16 protein-coding genes and 2 tRNA genes are annotated in these 15,864 nt (G+C 62.9%); 2 read left to right on the top strand and 16 right to left on the bottom strand.

Features of this window, described 5'->3' with window-relative positions; all coding sequences use genetic code 11:
- Window position 1: 1 nt before the first annotated feature.
- Both HMPREF2886_RS15640 and HMPREF2886_RS15635 read left to right on the top strand, forming a co-directional pair.
- Complete coding sequence (locus HMPREF2886_RS15640; RefSeq protein WP_003100541.1) at window positions 2–295, top strand: DUF2845 domain-containing protein; 294 nt, start codon at window positions 2–4, stop codon at window positions 293–295.
- Window positions 292–606, top strand: coding sequence for a DUF2845 domain-containing protein (locus tag HMPREF2886_RS15635; protein WP_042169348.1), 315 nt, complete (start codon window positions 292–294; stop codon window positions 604–606). The genes HMPREF2886_RS15640 and HMPREF2886_RS15635 overlap by 4 nt, the downstream gene beginning before the upstream one ends.
- Window positions 607–665: 59 nt before the next feature.
- On the opposite strand, the gene HMPREF2886_RS15630 is transcribed toward HMPREF2886_RS15635, so the two are convergent.
- The 16 genes from HMPREF2886_RS15630 to ftsH form a co-directional block, all read right to left on the bottom strand.
- Window positions 666–863 (bottom strand): CsbD family protein, encoded by a 198-nt coding sequence (locus HMPREF2886_RS15630; RefSeq protein ID WP_003095174.1) that lies wholly within the window; start codon window positions 861–863, stop codon window positions 666–668.
- A gap of 49 nt (window positions 864–912) precedes the next feature.
- Entirely contained in the window at window positions 913–1,257 is a 345-nt protein-coding gene (locus HMPREF2886_RS15625; protein ID WP_003095177.1) for a BON domain-containing protein, read from the bottom strand.
- 274 nt (window positions 1,258–1,531) lie between these two features.
- Complete coding sequence (pnp, locus tag HMPREF2886_RS15620) at window positions 1,532–3,637, bottom strand: polyribonucleotide nucleotidyltransferase (protein ID WP_003095181.1); 2,106 nt, start codon at window positions 3,635–3,637, stop codon at window positions 1,532–1,534.
- Between the two features lie 173 nt (window positions 3,638–3,810).
- Window positions 3,811–4,080: a 30S ribosomal protein S15 gene (gene rpsO, locus HMPREF2886_RS15615; RefSeq protein WP_003095184.1), complete on the bottom strand. Its 270-nt coding sequence runs from the start codon at window positions 4,078–4,080 to the stop codon at window positions 3,811–3,813.
- 95 nt (window positions 4,081–4,175) lie between these two features.
- Window positions 4,176–5,090, bottom strand: a complete 915-nt coding sequence (truB, locus tag HMPREF2886_RS15610; RefSeq protein ID WP_003100522.1) for a tRNA pseudouridine(55) synthase TruB — start codon at window positions 5,088–5,090, stop codon at window positions 4,176–4,178.
- Window positions 5,091–5,092: 2 nt separating this feature from the next.
- Window positions 5,093–5,482, bottom strand: coding sequence for a 30S ribosome-binding factor RbfA (rbfA, locus tag HMPREF2886_RS15605; RefSeq protein ID WP_033973750.1), 390 nt, complete (start codon window positions 5,480–5,482; stop codon window positions 5,093–5,095).
- Between the two features lie 102 nt (window positions 5,483–5,584).
- The gene (infB, locus tag HMPREF2886_RS15600) at window positions 5,585–8,107 is read right to left on the bottom strand and encodes a translation initiation factor IF-2 (RefSeq protein ID WP_024916748.1); all 2,523 of its coding nucleotides are present in this window, start codon (window positions 8,105–8,107) and stop codon (window positions 5,585–5,587) included.
- Between the two features lie 27 nt (window positions 8,108–8,134).
- Window positions 8,135–9,616 carry a transcription termination factor NusA gene (nusA, locus tag HMPREF2886_RS15595; protein WP_003095192.1) on the bottom strand — a complete coding sequence of 494 codons (1,482 nt, stop codon included), beginning with the start codon at window positions 9,614–9,616 and terminating at the stop codon, window positions 8,135–8,137.
- A gap of 44 nt (window positions 9,617–9,660) precedes the next feature.
- Window positions 9,661–10,119 carry a ribosome maturation factor RimP gene (gene rimP / locus HMPREF2886_RS15590; protein WP_003095193.1) on the bottom strand — a complete coding sequence of 153 codons (459 nt, stop codon included), beginning with the start codon at window positions 10,117–10,119 and terminating at the stop codon, window positions 9,661–9,663.
- A 126-nt stretch (window positions 10,120–10,245) separates the two neighbouring features.
- Window positions 10,246–10,322 (bottom strand) — tRNA-Met (locus HMPREF2886_RS15585).
- Between the two features lie 90 nt (window positions 10,323–10,412).
- Window positions 10,413–10,498, bottom strand: a tRNA-Leu gene (locus HMPREF2886_RS15580).
- Between the two features lie 13 nt (window positions 10,499–10,511).
- A complete protein-coding gene (secG, locus tag HMPREF2886_RS15575; protein ID WP_003095194.1) occupies window positions 10,512–10,901 on the bottom strand; it encodes a preprotein translocase subunit SecG in 390 nt (129 codons plus the stop codon).
- Between the two features lie 2 nt (window positions 10,902–10,903).
- Window positions 10,904–11,659 carry a triose-phosphate isomerase gene (tpiA, locus tag HMPREF2886_RS15570; protein WP_003100513.1) on the bottom strand — a complete coding sequence of 252 codons (756 nt, stop codon included), beginning with the start codon at window positions 11,657–11,659 and terminating at the stop codon, window positions 10,904–10,906.
- Window positions 11,660–11,724: 65 nt separating this feature from the next.
- A complete protein-coding gene (glmM, locus tag HMPREF2886_RS15565; RefSeq protein ID WP_003095196.1) occupies window positions 11,725–13,062 on the bottom strand; it encodes a phosphoglucosamine mutase in 1,338 nt (445 codons plus the stop codon).
- A 16-nt stretch (window positions 13,063–13,078) separates the two neighbouring features.
- Window positions 13,079–13,930, bottom strand: coding sequence for a dihydropteroate synthase (gene folP, locus HMPREF2886_RS15560; protein ID WP_033973747.1), 852 nt, complete (start codon window positions 13,928–13,930; stop codon window positions 13,079–13,081).
- A gap of 9 nt (window positions 13,931–13,939) precedes the next feature.
- A complete protein-coding gene (gene ftsH, locus HMPREF2886_RS15555) occupies window positions 13,940–15,859 on the bottom strand; it encodes an ATP-dependent zinc metalloprotease FtsH (RefSeq protein ID WP_003095200.1) in 1,920 nt (639 codons plus the stop codon).
- Between the last annotated feature and the right edge of the window lie 5 nt (window positions 15,860–15,864).

Here is a 15,864-nt window from a genome sequence, read left to right as displayed (position 1 = left end):
CTTGCACAAGCGATTCGCCGCCCTCGCGGCACCCCTGCTCTACCTTGCCTGCGCGAGCGCGCAGGCCGACACCATGCGTTGCGGCAGCGCGCTGGTCAGCGTCGGCGACCGGGCCTTCGAAGTACAGCAAAAGTGCGGCGATCCAGATCACCGCGACGACGTCGGCTATACCCTGGGCAGCTACGATCGGCGGGAATTCAAGGTCGAGGAGTGGGTATACGGCCCGCGCAACGGCGTGACCTACATCCTGACCTTCGAAGCCAACAAGCTGAAACGCATCGAGTTCAAGCGTTGAATCGCTCGTTTTCGCGCACCGGCCTGGTGGCGTTGCTGTCCCTGCTGCCGTTGGCAGATGCTCAGGCCGATTCGCTGCGTTGCGGCAGCCGCCTGGTCAGTACCGGCGACAGCAGCGCCGATGTCCTTGCACGCTGCGGCGAACCACGCAGCCGCGACAGCCTGGGTTATCGCGAGGTCGTCGGGGAATGGGGCAAGCGCTACGAGGTCGAGGTCCAGGAATGGGTCTATGGCCCATGGAGCGGCATGCTGTATTTCGTCCGTTTCGAGGGCAACCGTCTCAGCGCCATCCAGAGCCGGCGCGGCGACTGAATCCAGCACCCATGAAAAAGCCCCGCCGGGCAATCCCGGCGGGGCTTCTTTCTACCTGCTCACAGGCGGTCGCTGAAGTCGCGAACTTCCTGTTCAGCCCTTTCCTTGGACCAGCCATAGCGTTCCTGCAACTTGCCGACCAGGTATTCGGCATGTCCGTCGGCAGCCTGGAGATCGTCGTCGGTCAGATCACCCCAACGCTCCTTGATCTTGCCGGTAAGTTGCTTCCACTTGCCTTTGATCACATCGGAATTCATTGGTCTTCCTCCTGGTGGCGAGGGAAAAGGGGTCGTTCCGTCTGGGCACTTACTCGACCGATTTCAGGCCATCGGCGGAAACGGCTTTCACGCCCTTGATGCCCTTGGCGGTCTCGATCGCCAGGTCACGCTCGGCATCGCTTTTCACGTTGCCGGAAAGGGAAACCACACCTTTGTTGGTCTCGACCTTGATATCGACGCCACTGACATTCTTGTTGGCGATCAGGCTGGATTTCACCTTGCTGGTGATCCAGGTATCGGAAACCGCTTCTTCGGTTTTCTGCATAGTGTCGTTGGCCGCCAGGCTGATGGGCTGGGCAGCGAACGCGTTGGCCATCGAGAAGCTCAGAGCAGTGGCAGTAGCAGCGGCAATAGCGAGTTTGCTGAATTTCATTGCGGTTTCTCCTATGGATTTCGAAAAACTGCAGCCATTCCTGGCGTCAGTTGCATAGTAGATATCGCAAGCGCTGTGCCAGTTTCCCTCTAAAATAAAATCCTTTAAAAACAGTAAGTTAAAAAACAGGCCGGAAGCGAGACGGTTGCAGAATGCCGAATTGGCGATGACAGGGCTTGCAAAATGCAAGGATTCGCCCCCCCTTCGCCGAGAAGCGTGTCGCGGAAACGAAAACAGGGCCCGAGGGCCCTGTTTTCATCGATCACGACTCGACTTACACGCCGGAAGCTTCGGCGGCAGCCACGTCCTTGATCGACAGCTTGATGCGGCCACGGTTGTCCACGTCGAGCACCAGCACCTTCACTTCCTGGCCTTCCTGCAGCACGTCGGTGACCTTGTCGATGCGCTTGTCGCTGATCTGCGAGATATGCACCAGGCCGTCCTTGCCCGGCAGGATGTTGACGAAGGCACCGAAGTCGACGATGCGCTCCACCTTGCCGACGTAGATCTTGCCGATCTCGGCTTCCGCGGTGATCGCCAGGACGCGCAGCTTGGCGGCCTCGGCGGCTTCCTTGGTTTCGCCGTAGATCTTCACGCTGCCATCGTCCTCGATGTCGATCGAAGCCTTGGTCTCTTCGCAGATACCACGGATGGTCGCGCCGCCCTTGCCGATGACGTCGCGGATCTTGTCCGAGTCGATCTTCATCTGCAGCATGGTCGGGGCGTTCTCGGACAGCTCGGCGCGCGGCTTGGCGATGACCTGGTTCATCTGGCCGAGGATGTTCAGGCGAGCTTCCAGGGCCTGGCCCAGGGCGATCTCCATGATCTCTTCGGTGATACCGTTGATCTTGATGTCCATCTGCAGGGCGGTGACGCCCTTGTCGGTACCGGCAACCTTGAAGTCCATGTCGCCCAGGTGGTCTTCGTCACCGAGGATGTCGGTCAGGACGGCGAACTTCTCGCCTTCCTTGACCAGGCCCATGGCGATACCGGCGACCGGCGCCTTGACCGGCACACCGGCATCCATCAGCGCCAGGGAGGCGCCGCACACGGAGGCCATCGAGCTGGAACCGTTGGACTCGGTGATCTCGGAAACCACGCGAATGGTGTAGGGGAACTCGTCCTGGGTCGGCAGCATGGCGGCGACGCCACGACGGGCCAGACGGCCATGGCCGATTTCACGACGACCCGGGCTGCCCATGCGGCCGCACTCGCCTACCGAGAACGGCGGGAAGTTGTAGTGCAGCATGAAGGCGTCCTTGCGCTCGCCTTCCAGGGTATCCAGCAGCTGGGCATCGCGCGCGGTGCCGAGGGTCGCGACGACCAGGGCCTGGGTTTCGCCACGGGTGAACAGCGCGGAACCGTGGGTCTTGCCGAGCACGCCGACTTCGATGCGCAGCGGACGCACGGTACGGGTGTCACGACCGTCGATACGCGGCTTGCCATTGACGATGTTCTCGCGAACGGTGCGGTATTCCAGCAGGCCGAATACGTCCTTGACCTCGGAAGCCGGGAACTTGCCCTCTTCCTCGCCGGCGAACAGGGCCACGGCCTGGTCGCGCAGCTCGCCCAGACGGTTGTAGCGGTCCTGCTTGATGGTGATGGTATAGGCCTGGGAGATCGCTTCGCCCAGCTCTGCCTTGATGGCGTTGACCAGCACGGTGTTTTCCGCCGGGGCTTTCCAGTCCCAGGCCGGCTTGCCGGCTTCGGCGGCCAGCTCCTTGACGGCACGGATCACCGCCTGGAACTCGTCGTGGGCGAACAGCACGGCACCGAGCATCTGGTCTTCGGTCAGTTCGTCGGCCTCGGACTCCACCATCAGCACGGCGTCTTCGGTACCGGCCACGACCATGTCGAGGCTGGAACTCTGCAGTTGCTCGTAGGTGGGGTTGAGGATGTAGCCGATTTCCGGATGGAAACCGACGCGGGCGGCGCCGATCGGGCCGGCGAACGGAATGCCGGAGATCGCCAGGGCGGCGGAGGTGCCGATCATCGCGGCGATGTCCGGATCGGACTTCTTGTTGGTGGAGACGACGGTGCAGACGACCTGCACTTCATTCATGAAACCTTCGGGGAACAGCGGACGGATCGGACGGTCGATCAGGCGCGAGGTCAGGGTTTCCTTCTCGGAAGGACGTCCTTCACGCTTGAAGAAACCGCCGGGGATACGGCCTGCGGCGTAGGTCTTTTCCTGGTAGTGCACGGACAGCGGGAAGAAGTCGCGGCCTTCGGCCGGCGACTTGGCGCCGACCACGGTGACCAGCACGCTGACGTCGTCCATGGTGACCAGTACGGCGCCGGTGGCCTGGCGAGCGATACGGCCGGTCTCGAGAGTGACGGTCGACTGACCGAACTGGAATTGCTTGGTTACCGGGTTCACGGTGTCTTTACCTTCTATGTTGCCTTGGGGGAAATCGGTGGAATGCCGGGAGTCGGACCCGAATCGATTCCTAGAAAGCGCGAAGCTGGAAGCCCGACGCCGATACCCGCCTCGTGTGCGGGTATCGACGCCAGACTTCCAGCTCCTTGCTTCAAGCTGCCGACCGGCGTCGCTTAGCGACGCAGACCCAGACGGCCGATCAGGGCAGTGTAGCGAGACACGTCTTTGCCCTTCAGGTAGTCCAGCAGCTTACGGCGCTGGTTAACCATACGGATCAGACCACGGCGGGAATGGTGATCCTTGCCGTTGGCCTTGAAGTGATCCTGCAGCTTGTTGATGTTGGCGGACAGCAGGGCTACCTGCACTTCCGGGGAACCGGTGTCGCCTTCAGCTTGCTTGTATTCGTTAACGATCTGCGCTTTTTCTTCAACGCTCAGTGCCATGATGGGCTTCCTCTGAGTGAACAGGCCGGGAATCGCTTCCCGTGTTTTAAAAGGAGGAATGACCGTGCCTGCTGACAGCCACCCTCGTATCGGTCTTATGACCGAATCAGTCGACGCGGGGCGATACGCCCGTCGTCGGTCACTTCACCGATACCGATGAAACGACCTGTGTGATCCTGCACCCGCAACCAGCCGAACTTCGGCGCTTCCGGGGCCCGCACCGGCTGCCCGTGCAGCCAGTAGTACGCACTGTGCTCGGACAACTGCAACACCGGCCAATGCAACAGGCCGCTGTCTTCCGGCATCAGGAATTGGTCCAGCGCTTCCGGACCACCTTCGGCATGCACGCGTTCGAGCGTCTCGAGGGTGATCGCCTGGGCCAGGGCGAACGGCCCGGCCTGGGTCCGCCGCAGTGCCGCGACGTGCGCGCCGCAGCCCAGGACCTGGCCGAGATCTTCCACCAGCGTACGCACGTAGGTGCCTTTGCTGCAGGAAACGGCCAGGGTCGCACAGGGCGGCTCGAAGGAGAGCAAATCCAGGCGCGTAATAGTAACAGAACGCGCCTCGCGCTCCACTACCTCTCCTGCACGGGCGAGCTTGTACAGCGGCTGTCCGTCTTTCTTCAGCGCCGAGTACATCGGCGGCACCTGCTCTATGTCGCCACGGAAGCGCGGCAGGGCCTGTTCGAGATCGTCCCGACCGACGGTCACGTCCCGCTCGGCGAGCAGTTCGCCCTCGGCGTCGCCGGTGGTGGTGGTGATGCCCATGCGCATCACCGTCTCGTAACCCTTGTCGGCATCGAGAAGATACTGGGAGAACTTGGTCGCCTCGCCGAAGCACAGCGGCAGCACCCCGGTGGCCAGCGGGTCGAGGCTGCCGGTGTGGCCGGCCTTCTCGGCATTGAGCAGCCAGCGGACCTTCTGCAGTGCCTGGTTGGAACTCATGCCGCGCGGCTTGTCGAGCACCAGGATGCCGCTGATGGAGCGGCGGATACGCTTCACCTGGGCCACGCTCAGTCCTCGGTCTCGGCGCCGTGGCGGCGGCCGTCTTCGGCCACCGCACGTTCGATCAGCGCGGACAGCTCGGCGCCGCGGCGGATGCTTTCGTCGTAGTGGAAATGCAGTTGCGGCACGCTGCGCAGCTTCATCGACTTGCCCAGCAGCATGCGCAGGTAGCCGGCGGCATCGTTGAGGATTTCCATGTTCAGGGCGATCTTGCCGGCATCGTCCTGGCCCATGACGGTGATGAACACCTTGGCGTGCGCCACGTCGCGGCTGACCTCGACACCGGTGATGGTGACCAGGCCCAGGCGCGGGTCCTTGATCTCGCGCTGGATCAGTTGAGCCAGTTCGCGTTGCATCTGATCGCCGATACGCTGGGTACGGCTGTAGTCTTTTGCCATTTTTCAACCTGCCTCCAGCGACACCCGGTCACTGGAAAAAAAAGCGACAAACGCCCGGGACAGCTGGAAGCCGGCCCGGGCGCTGTGGTTACGCACTCGCCATCAAAGGCTGCGTGCGACTTCGACCTTCTCGAACACTTCGATCTTGTCGCCGACCTTGACGTCGTTGTAGCTCTTCACGCCGATGCCGCACTCCATGCCGGCACGCACTTCGGCGACGTCGTCCTTGAAGCGACGGAGAGACTCCAGCTCGCCTTCGAAGATGACCACGTCGTCGCGCAGCACGCGGATCGGACGGTTGCGGTGCACCATGCCCTCGGTGACCATGCAGCCGGCGATCGCGCCGAACTTCGGCGAGCGGAACACGTCGCGCACCTCGGCGATGCCCAGGATGTTCTCCCGCAGGTCGCTGCCGAGCATGCCGGTCAGGGCCTTCTTGACGTCCTCGATGATGTCGTAGATCACGTTGTAGTAACGCATATCCAGACCTTCGGCTTCGACGATCTTGCGCGCGCCGGCGTCGGCACGCACGTTGAAGCCGAACAGCACCGCGTTGGAAGCCAGCGCCAGGTTGGCGTCGGACTCGGTGATGCCACCGACGCCGCCACCGACCACGCGGACCTGCACTTCGTCGTTGCCCAGGCCGCTGAGCGAGCCTTGCAGAGCCTCGAGCGAACCGCGCACATCGGCCTTGAGGACGATGTTCAGGGTCTTCTTCTCTTCCTGGCCCATGTTCTCGAAGATGTTTTCCAGCTTGCCCGCATGGGCACGCGCCAGTTTCACCTCACGGAACTTGCCTTGACGGAACAGGGCGACTTCGCGGGCCTTCTTCTCGTCGGCGACCACGGTCATCTCGTCACCGGCATCCGGCGTACCGTCCAGGCCGAGGATCTCGACCGGGATCGACGGGCCGGCTTCCTTGATCGGCTTGCCGTTCTCGTCGAGCATGGCGCGGACACGACCGTAGTTGATGCCGACCAGCACCATGTCGCCCTGGCGCAGGGTACCGTCCTGGACCAGCACGGTGGCCACCGGGCCGCGTCCCTTGTCCAGGCGCGACTCGACCACCACGCCACGGCCCGGGGCCGACGGAGTGGCTTTCAGTTCGAGCACTTCTGCCTGCAGCAGGACCGCTTCGAGCAGTTCATCGACGCCAGTACCGAGCTTTGCCGAAACCGGGACGAAGGGAGCGTCGCCGCCCCACTCTTCCGGGATCACGTCGAGAGCGGCCAGGCCGTTCTTGATGTTGTCCGGGTTGGCCTCGGGCTTGTCGATCTTGTTCACCGCGACCACGATCGGCACGCCCGCCGCTTTCGCATGCTGCACGGCTTCCTGGGTCTGCGGCATGACGCCGTCGTCGGCCGCGACCACCAGGATCACGATGTCGGTCGCCTGGGCGCCACGGGCACGCATCGCGGTGAACGCGGCGTGGCCGGGGGTATCCAGGAAGGTCACCATGCCACGCTCGGTTTCGACGTGGTAGGCACCGATATGCTGGGTGATGCCGCCGGCTTCGCCCGCGGCGACCTTGGCGCGACGGATGTAGTCGAGCAGCGAGGTCTTGCCGTGGTCGACGTGGCCCATGACGGTGACGACCGGCGCGCGGGTGACCGCCTCGCCCTCGAACTTCAGGGACTCGGCCAGTTGTTCTTCCAGCGCGTTCTCGCTGACCAGCTTGACCTTGTGGCCCAGCTCTTCGGCGACCAGTTGGGCGGTCTCCTGGTCCAGGACCTGGTTGATGGTCACCGGGGAGCCCATCTTGAACATGAACTTGACGACTTCGGCGCCCTTGACCGACATCTGGGCGGCCAACTCGGCTACGGTGATGGTCTCACCGATGTTCACTTCACGCACGATCGGTCCTGTCGGGTTCTGGAACCCGTGCTGGTTGCGCTTCTTCAGCTTCGACTTGCCACCACGACCGCCGCGACGGTAGCCATCGCTTTCCTCGTCGGTGCTGCGTGGAGCCACGCGCGGAGCAGGAACCTTTTCCTTCTCCTTGACCGAGGGACGGTGCTGGGTGTGCTTGCGGTCGCGGCGGTCGTCGTCCTCGTCACGCTTGGGCGCGCGGCGCGGCTCTTCCTTCTTGCGTTCTTCCGCGGCGGCAGGCTTGGCCACCGGCTCGGCAGCCGCGACATCCGCCACCACGGCAGGCTCGCCACCGGCAGTAGCCGCTGCTTCCTGGGCGGCCTTGGCACGCGCAGCTTCCTCGGCCTTGCGCGCTTCCTCTTCGGCACGCTGGCGGGCAGCGGCCTCTTCGGCCTTCAGGCGCTCCGCCTCTTCCGCCGCACGCTGCTCCTCGAGCTCGCGCTGGCGCTCGGCCTCGATCTCGTCGGGGCTGCGCTTGACATAGGTTTTCTTCTTGCGAACTTCGACGCTCACCGTCTTGCTGCCACCCACTTTCAGCGTGGTAGTGGTCTTGCGTTGCAGGGTGATCTTGCGCGGTTCGCTGGCGCGATCGCCATGGCTGCCTTTCAGGTGGGTCAGCAGGGCTTGCTTCTCGCTATCCGTTACAACTTGTTCGGCACTGGTGTGCGGCAGACCTGCGTCACGCATCTGCAGCAGCAGGCGCTCCACCGGTGTGTCGACCACCTGGGCCAGTTCTTTCACCGTGACTTGCGTCATGCACTTCTCTCCTCAGGCCGCGACTGCTTACTCGAACCAATGGGCCCGGGCGGCCATGATCAACTTGCCGGCACGCTCTTCGTCCATGCCGTCGATGTCGAGCAGATCGTCGATCGATTGCTCGGCCAGATCTTCACGGGTGGTTACGCCACGCAGCGCCAGGTCCAGGGCCAGCTCCTTGCTCATGCCATCGAGGCTGAGCAGGTCTTCTGCCGGTTGTGCGTCGGCGAGCTTCTCTTCGGTCGCAATGGCCTTGGTCAGCAGGCGATCCTTGGCACGGGAGCGCAGCTCGTTGACGATGTCTTCGTCGAAGCCATCGATGCTGAGCATCTCTTCCATCGGTACGTAGGCGATTTCCTCAAGAGTCGTGAAGCCCTCTTCCACCAGTACCTGGGCCAGTTCCTCGTCGACATCCAGCTCGTCGACGAAGCGCTGCAGGATATCCCCGGTCTCGGCCTGTTGCTTGGCCTGGATATCCGCCTCGGTCATCACATTCAGGGTCCAGCCGGTCAACTGGCTGGCCAGACGGACGTTCTGGCCACTGCGGCCGATAGCCTGCGCCAGATTGTCCTCGGCGACGGCGATATCCATGGTATGGGTATCCTCGTCGACGATGATCGCCGCCACCTCGGCCGGAGCCATGGCGTTGATCACGAATTGCGCCGGGTTGTCGTCCCAGAGGACGATGTCCACCCGCTCTCCACCGATCTCGCCGGATACCGCCTGGACGCGCGAACCGCGCATGCCGATGCAGGCGCCCTGCGGGTCGATGCGCTTGTCCTTGGAACGAACGGCGATCTTGGCGCGCGAGCCCGGGTCACGGGCGGCGGCCATCACGTCGATCAACTGCTCGGCGATTTCCGGTACTTCGATGCGGAACAGCTCGATCAACATTTCCGGCGCGGTACGCGACAGGACCAGCTGAGGACCGCGGTTCTCGGTACGGATCTCCTTCAGCAGGGCACGCACGCGGGTGCCAACGCGGAAGGTCTCGCGCGGAATGATCTGGTCGCGGGCCAGCAGCGCCTCGGCGTTGTTGCCGAGATCGACGATGACGTTGTCGCGGGTGACCTTCTTCACGGTACCGGAAATGATCTCGCCGACCTTCTCGCGGTAGGCATCGACCACCTGGGCGCGCTCGGCCTCGCGGACCTTCTGCACGATGACCTGCTTGGCGGTCTGCGCAGCGATGCGGCCGAACTCGATGGATTCGATCTTTTCTTCGATGACCTCGCCGACCTTCGCGCCCGGCTTCTGCTCCTGGACGTCCTCGACGGTGATCTCGGTGGCGGGGTCCTGGTAGTCCTCGTCGGCGACGACGTGCCAACGACGGAAAGTCTCGTAGCTGCCGTTATGACGATTGATCTCGACGCGCAGGTCGACCTCGTCCTCGAAACGTTTCTTGGTGGCGGTCGCCAGAGCCAGCTCCAGCGCCTCGAAAATCACGCCGGCCGGTACGCCCTTTTCGTTGGATACCGACTCAACAACCAGCAGTACTTCTTTGCTCATTGTACGCCTCGCCTTTCAATCCATTGGATCCGCGGATTCGCGTCTCAATCAAAACGGGGAATGATGTTGGCCTTGTCGATCGAATCGATCGGCAGCAGGTACTCGTGATCGTCCACCAGGACCACCACATCCTGCTCCTCCACACCACGGAGAATGCCTTGGTAGTTACGCCGCCCCTCATAGGGCGAACGCAGCCTGATCTTCACTTGCTCGCCGGCATGCTTGGCGAACTGTTCGAGGGTGAACAGCGGCCGATCCATGCCCGGAGAGGACACCTCCAGGGTGTACTCGCCGCTGATCGGGTCTTCGACGTCGAGAATACCGCTGACCTGCCGACTGACGGCTTCACAGTCATCGATGAGGATGCCTTCGGGGCGGTCGATATAGACGCGCAACACCGAATGACGACCCTGGGAAATGAACTCGACGCCCCAGCACTCATAGCCGAGCGCCTCGACCACAGGGGCCAGCAAGGCCTGCAACTGTTCTAGCTTGCTCGACACCTGATCGCCTCGCGTATGTCGTAGAAACAAAAAATGGGCGAAACGCCCATCCCTAAATTGCCACTCGGAACCGTGGCATGGACTGTCCAGCTAACAAAAAGCCCCTAAAAAGGGGCCCTGAAAAACTGGTTGCGGGGGCTGGATTTGAACCAACGACCTTCGGGTTATGAGCCCGACGAGCTACCAGACTGCTCCACCCCGCGTCAAAGCTGGTGCAAGATTATACGACCGACACCCTGGCGGGTCAACCGAACCTTGCGGAGACAAACCCCGCGGGACGGGGCTTGCTTATATGGTACCGAGGAGGGGACTCGAACCCCTACAGCCTATGGCCACTACCACCTCAAGGTAGCGTGTCTACCAATTCCACCACCTCGGCAGAAACCTTTCTCTTACTTCTGTTCAGGAGCCGCCGGTACATCGCCTGCACTTTCCGCAGGCTTCGACTGCTCCTGAAGAACCGGCACATCGTCAGCGGCCGGTGCTTTCTCTTGCTTCTGCTCCAGAACTGCCGGATCCGGCAGCCCGATGTGTTGCAGAGCATCAGACTTTTCTTTAGCGAAGTACGCTAAGCCAAGGCTGGTCAAGAAAAAAACCGCTGCCAGTATACCAGTAATCCGACTCAAAAAGGTAGCGGAACCTTGGCTTCCGAAAACAGTTGCCGAAGCACCTGCACCGAAAGAAGCCCCTGCATCCGCACCCTTGCCATGCTGAACGAGGATCAGGCCAACAAGACCCAATGCCATCAGCAGGTGCACGACAATTACGACCTTTTCCAGCATCTTCAGCTTCCCGCGGCACGACAGATCGCGCCGAACTCATCCGCATTGAGGGAGGCTCCACCTACCAGCCCCCCATCGATATCCGGCATGCCGAACAACTCGGCTGCACTTGCCGCCTTTACACTGCCGCCGTAAAGGAGTCGCACACCTTTTGCGACCTCGGCATTTTCCGCTGCCAGTTGCGCGCGGATCGCCGCGTGCACTTCCTGGGCTTGCGCGGGGGACGCGGTCAATCCGGTCCCGATCGCCCAGACTGGCTCGTAAGCCACGACTGCGCGAGCAAAAGCTCCAACACCCAACTCGTCGATCACGCTTCCCAGCTGCCTTGCGACAACCTCCAGCGTCTTGCCCGCCTCGCGCTCCGCCCGGGTCTCCCCGACACACAGCACCGGCACCAGGCCGCACGACTGAGCCGCGGCAAACTTGCGACTCACAACCTCGTCACTCTCGCCGAGAATCAGGCGACGCTCCGAGTGGCCCACAAGGACCATGCTACAACCGACATCCGCCAACTGACTGGGAGCAGTCTCACCGGTCAGCGCGCCTTGCATCGGCTCGACGGCGCTGTTCTGCGCACCTACATCGATCGCCTTGCCGGCCAGGCCCTGGATGACCTGGCTGATGAACAAGCAAGGCGGCATCACAGCTACATCGACTCCGCTCGGCAACGCCAGCTGACGCAAGCCTTTGATCAACTCGGCCACACTGGAATGCGTACCGTGCATTTTCCAGTTACCGGCCACCAAGGGTCGACGCATGCTGTACCTCGCGGGGCAAAGTGGGCGCAGATGTTACTCAACAGTTTCCAGACTGGCAAGCAAAATCAAGCACATACCTCAGAAACAATTTTTGCCAGCTGTTCGGCGTGGGCACGAACGCTAGCTTCCTCGTCACCCTCGACCATCACCCGGACCAACGGCTCTGTGCCGGATTTGCGCAGCAGGACACGACCGCGCCCGCCCATTTGCTCGGTGACGCGGACGCTGGCCTCCTTCACCGAGGGGTGCTCGAGCGGATCGTTTTCGCCCTTGAAGCGCACATTGATCAGCACCTGGGGGCACTTGCGAATCCCCTGGCGCGCCTCGGCCAGGGTCTGGCCGCGATGCTTGAGCGCCATCAGCACCTGTAGCGCCGCGATGATGGCATCGCCCGTCGTGGTGTTCTGGCAGCAGACGATATGCCCCGAATTCTCCCCTCCCAGCATCCAGTTCCGAGCCAGTAGTTCGGCCATCACATAGCGATCGCCGACCTTCGCCCGCACGAACGGGATATGCAGTTCCTGCAAAGCCAGCTCCAGGCCGAGGTTGCTCATCAGGGTGCCGACCACACCACCTTGCAGGCGCCCGCTTTCCTGCAGGTCGCGCGCGATGAGGAAAAGCAGTTCGTCGCCATCCACGACCGCACCGGTATGGTCGACCATCATCACCCGGTCGCCGTCGCCGTCGAAGGCGATGCCGAGATCAGCATGGTGCTCGACCACCGCAGCCTGCAGGCCATCCAGGTGAGTGGAGCCGCACTTGTCGTTGATGTTCAGGCCATTCGGGCTGGCCGCCAGCACCGTCACTTCCGCGCCCAGTTCCCGGAAGACGCTGGGAGCGATCTTGTAGGTAGCGCCGTTGGCGCAGTCGAGCACGACCTTGAGACCGTTGAAGTCGGTGCTGGTCGGCACGCTGCTCTTGCAGAATTCGATGTAGCGCCCCGCCGCGTCATTGATCCGCGAAACCTTGCCGAGACGGGCGGACTCCACCACGGTCATCGGCGCATCGAGCAGCTCCTCGATCATCAGCTCGACGTCGTCCGGGAGCTTGGTCCCCTGCCCGGAGAAGAACTTGATGCCGTTGTCGTCGTGGGGATTGTGCGAAGCGCTGATCACCACCCCGGCCTCGGCGTGGAAAGTCCGCGTCAGGTAGGCGATGCCGGGGGTAGGCATCGGTCCCAGCAACAGGGTATCGGCGCCGGAAGCGGAGAGCCCGGCCTCGAAGGCCGACTCGAACATGTAACCCGAGCTGCGCGTGTCCTTGCCGATCAGGACCCGGCAGTTGCCCTGCCGGCGGAAGGCCATGCCCACCGCCCAGCCCAGTTTGAGAACGAAGTCCGGAGTAATCGGAAACTCGCCGACGCGACCACGGATACCGTCAGTCCCGAAGTATTTTCTGCTCATCTTTTGTCTTCCGTGCTCAATCCGCCATTTCAACGGCGGAGATCATTCGCATCACGTCGACGGTCGCCGCCACGTCATGCACTCGAATTATCCGTGCGCCCTTGGCCAGCGCCAGGGCCGCCAGCGCGAGACTGCCGTAGAGGCGTTCGTCCACCTCCCGCCCCAGTACCTTGCCGATCATGCTCTTGCGCGAAACGCCGACCAACAACGGCAGGCCCAGGCCATGGAGTGCCTGCAGATGCCTGAACAGCACCAGGTTGTGCTCCAGTGTCTTGGCAAAACCGAAACCCGGATCCAGTAACAGCCGCTCGCGGTCGATTCCGGCCGCCACGCAGGCCTCCACACGCTCCTGCAGGAACGCGCCGACTTCCGCCACCACATCCTGGTAGGCAGGCGCATCCTGCATGGTCTGCGGTTCTCCACGCATGTGCATGAGGCAGACCGCCAGGCCGCTATCCACCGCAGCATCCAGCGCACCGTCGCGCTGCAGCGAACGGACGTCGTTGATCAGACCCGCTCCGAGACGCGCAGTTTCGCGCATGACCGCAGGCGTGGAGGTATCCACCGAAATCACGACGTCCAACTCGCGGGCGATGCGTTCGACTACCGGAGCGACCCGCTCCAACTCCTCCGTCGGAGAAACGCTGCGCGCACCGGGACGGGTCGACTCGCCGCCGACGTCGATGAGCGTTGCGCCTTCCCGCACCATGCGCTCGGCATGCCGCAGGGCATCGTCGAGCCGGTCGTAACGGCCGCCGTCGGAAAAGGAATCGGGGGTGACATTGAGGATGCCCATGACATGTGGGCGGGCCAAATCAAGAACCCGACTGCCGCAAGGCAGTCGGGTCGGGTATTGCGGATTGCTCATTCAGGGCTCTCAGTGCTCGCCGGCCGGCCCACCGATGGGAGGGGTGTTCTCGCGGCGGCCCGACTCTTCCAGGTTGGCCGGCGGGGTGCCGGTACCCGAACCACCCTGCCAGTCACGCGGCTCGCGCGGCACGCGACCGGCCATGATGTCGTCGATCTGGTCGGAGTCGATGGTCTCGTACTTCATCAGTGCGTCGGCCATCATCTCCAGCTTGTCGCGATTCTCGTCGAGCAGTCGCTTGGCGGTACCGTAGCAGTCGTCGATGATGCGCCGTACTTCCTGGTCGATCATCTTGGCAGTCTCGCCCGACACATTGGCGTGCTGGCTGCCGGCGCTACGGCCGAGGAACACCTCGCCCTCCTCCTCCGCGTACATCAGCGGACCGAGCTTCTCGGACAGCCCCCACTTGGTCACCATGTTCCGCGCCAACTGGGTAGCACGCATGATGTCGTTGGAGGCGCCAGTGGTGACGCCTTCGAAGCCGAGGGTCATCTCTTCCGCGATACGGCCGCCGAACAGCGAGCAGATCTGGCTTTCCAGCGCGCGCTTGGACAGGCTGTAGCGATCCTCCTCGGGGAGGAACATGGTCACGCCCAAGGCACGTCCACGCGGAATGATGGACACCTTGTAGACCGGGTCATGCTCCGGCACCAGGCGACCGACGATGGCGTGGCCGGCCTCGTGGTAGGCGGTGTTGCGCTTCTCCTTCTCGGACATGACCATGGTCTTGCGCTCGGCGCCCATCATGATCTTGTCCTTGGCCAGCTCGAACTCACGCATGTCGACGATGCGCTTGTTGGAGCGCGCGGCGAACAGCGAGGCCTCGTTGACCAGGTTGGCCAGGTCGGCGCCGGAGAAACCGGGCGTACCGCGGGCGATGACGGCAGGGTCGACATGGTCGCCCAGCGGCACCTTGCGCATGTGCACCTTGAGGATCTGTTCGCGCCCGCGGATATCCGGCAAGCCGACCACCACCTGGCGGTCGAAGCGGCCCGGACGCAGCAGCGCCGGGTCCAGAACGTCCGGACGGTTGGTGGCAGCGATAACGATGATGCCATCGTTCATCTCGAAGCCATCCATCTCCACCAGCAGTTGGTTGAGGGTCTGCTCGCGCTCGTCGTGACCGCCGCCCAGGCCGGCGCCGCGATGGCGGCCGACGGCGTCGATCTCGTCGATGAAGATGATGCACGGCGCGTGCTTCTTGGCCTGGTCGAACATGTCGCGGACGCGGGAGGCGCCCACGCCGACGAACATCTCGACGAAGTCGGAACCGGAAATGGTGAAGAACGGTACCTTGGCCTCGCCGGCGATGGCCTTGGCCAGCAGGGTCTTGCCGGTGCCGGGCGGGCCGACCATCAGCACGCCGCGCGGGATGCGGCCGCCCAGGCGCTGGAACTTGCCCGGATCGCGAAGGAACTCGACCAGTTCGCTGACCTCCTCCTTGGCCTCGTCGCAGCCGGCGACGTCAGCGAAGGTGGTCTTGACCTGGTCCTCGGACAGCAGGCGCGCTTTGCTCTTGCCGAAGCTCATCGGGCCGCCGCGACCGCCGCCGCCGCCCTGCATCTGGCGCATGAAGAACATGAAGACGGCGATGATCACCAGGATCGGGAAGCTGGCGACCAGCAACTGGGTCCAGATGCTCTGCTGTTCGGGCTGCTTGCCCTCGACCACGACATTGTTGTTGACCAGGTCGCCGATCAGGCCGTTGTCCTGGATCGCCGGGCGGATGGTCTTGAAGGTATCGCCGTCGCTACGCTTGCCGGTGATGACATAGCCATCCACGGTCACTCGCTCGACCTTGCCATCCTTGACCTGCTGGATGAAGTCCGAGTAGTTCAGCGTCTGTGGCTCGCTCGGGCTCGAGAAATTGTTCATCACGGTCACCAGTACCGCCGCGATGATCAGCCACAGAATCAGATTCTTTGCCATGTCGT

Origin of the sequence: Pseudomonas sp. HMSC066A08, assembly GCF_001813025.1 — a bacterium.
GTDB lineage: Bacteria > Pseudomonadota > Gammaproteobacteria > Pseudomonadales > Pseudomonadaceae > Pseudomonas > Pseudomonas aeruginosa.
Note: the sequence above shows the minus strand (reverse complement) of the source record. Positions and strands in the feature narration are given on the sequence as shown.

Bases quoted from the DNA above. Each gene is read 5' to 3' on its own strand.
- HMPREF2886_RS15630 (WP_003095174.1), bottom strand. From the start codon at position 863: ATGAATTCCGATGTGATCAAAGGCAAGTGGAAGCAACTTACCGGCAAG.
- HMPREF2886_RS15625 (WP_003095177.1), bottom strand. From the start codon at position 1,257: ATGAAATTCAGCAAACTCGCTATTGCCGCTGCTACTGCCACTGCTCTG.
- rpsO (WP_003095184.1), bottom strand. From the start codon at position 4,080: ATGGCACTGAGCGTTGAAGAAAAAGCGCAGATCGTTAACGAATACAAG.
- rbfA (WP_033973750.1), bottom strand. From the start codon at position 5,482: ATGGCAAAAGACTACAGCCGTACCCAGCGTATCGGCGATCAGATGCAA.
- infB (WP_024916748.1), bottom strand. From the start codon at position 8,107: ATGACGCAAGTCACGGTGAAAGAACTGGCCCAGGTGGTCGACACACCG.
- nusA (WP_003095192.1), bottom strand. From the start codon at position 9,616: ATGAGCAAAGAAGTACTGCTGGTTGTTGAGTCGGTATCCAACGAAAAG.
- secG (WP_003095194.1), bottom strand. From the start codon at position 10,901: ATGCTGGAAAAGGTCGTAATTGTCGTGCACCTGCTGATGGCATTGGGT.
- tpiA (WP_003100513.1), bottom strand. From the start codon at position 11,659: ATGCGTCGACCCTTGGTGGCCGGTAACTGGAAAATGCACGGTACGCAT.
- glmM (WP_003095196.1), bottom strand. From the start codon at position 13,062: ATGAGCAGAAAATACTTCGGGACTGACGGTATCCGTGGTCGCGTCGGC.
- folP (WP_033973747.1), bottom strand. From the start codon at position 13,930: ATGAGCAATCCGCAATACCCGACCCGACTGCCTTGCGGCAGTCGGGTT.
- ftsH (WP_003095200.1), bottom strand. From the start codon at position 15,859: ATGGCAAAGAATCTGATTCTGTGGCTGATCATCGCGGCGGTACTGGTG.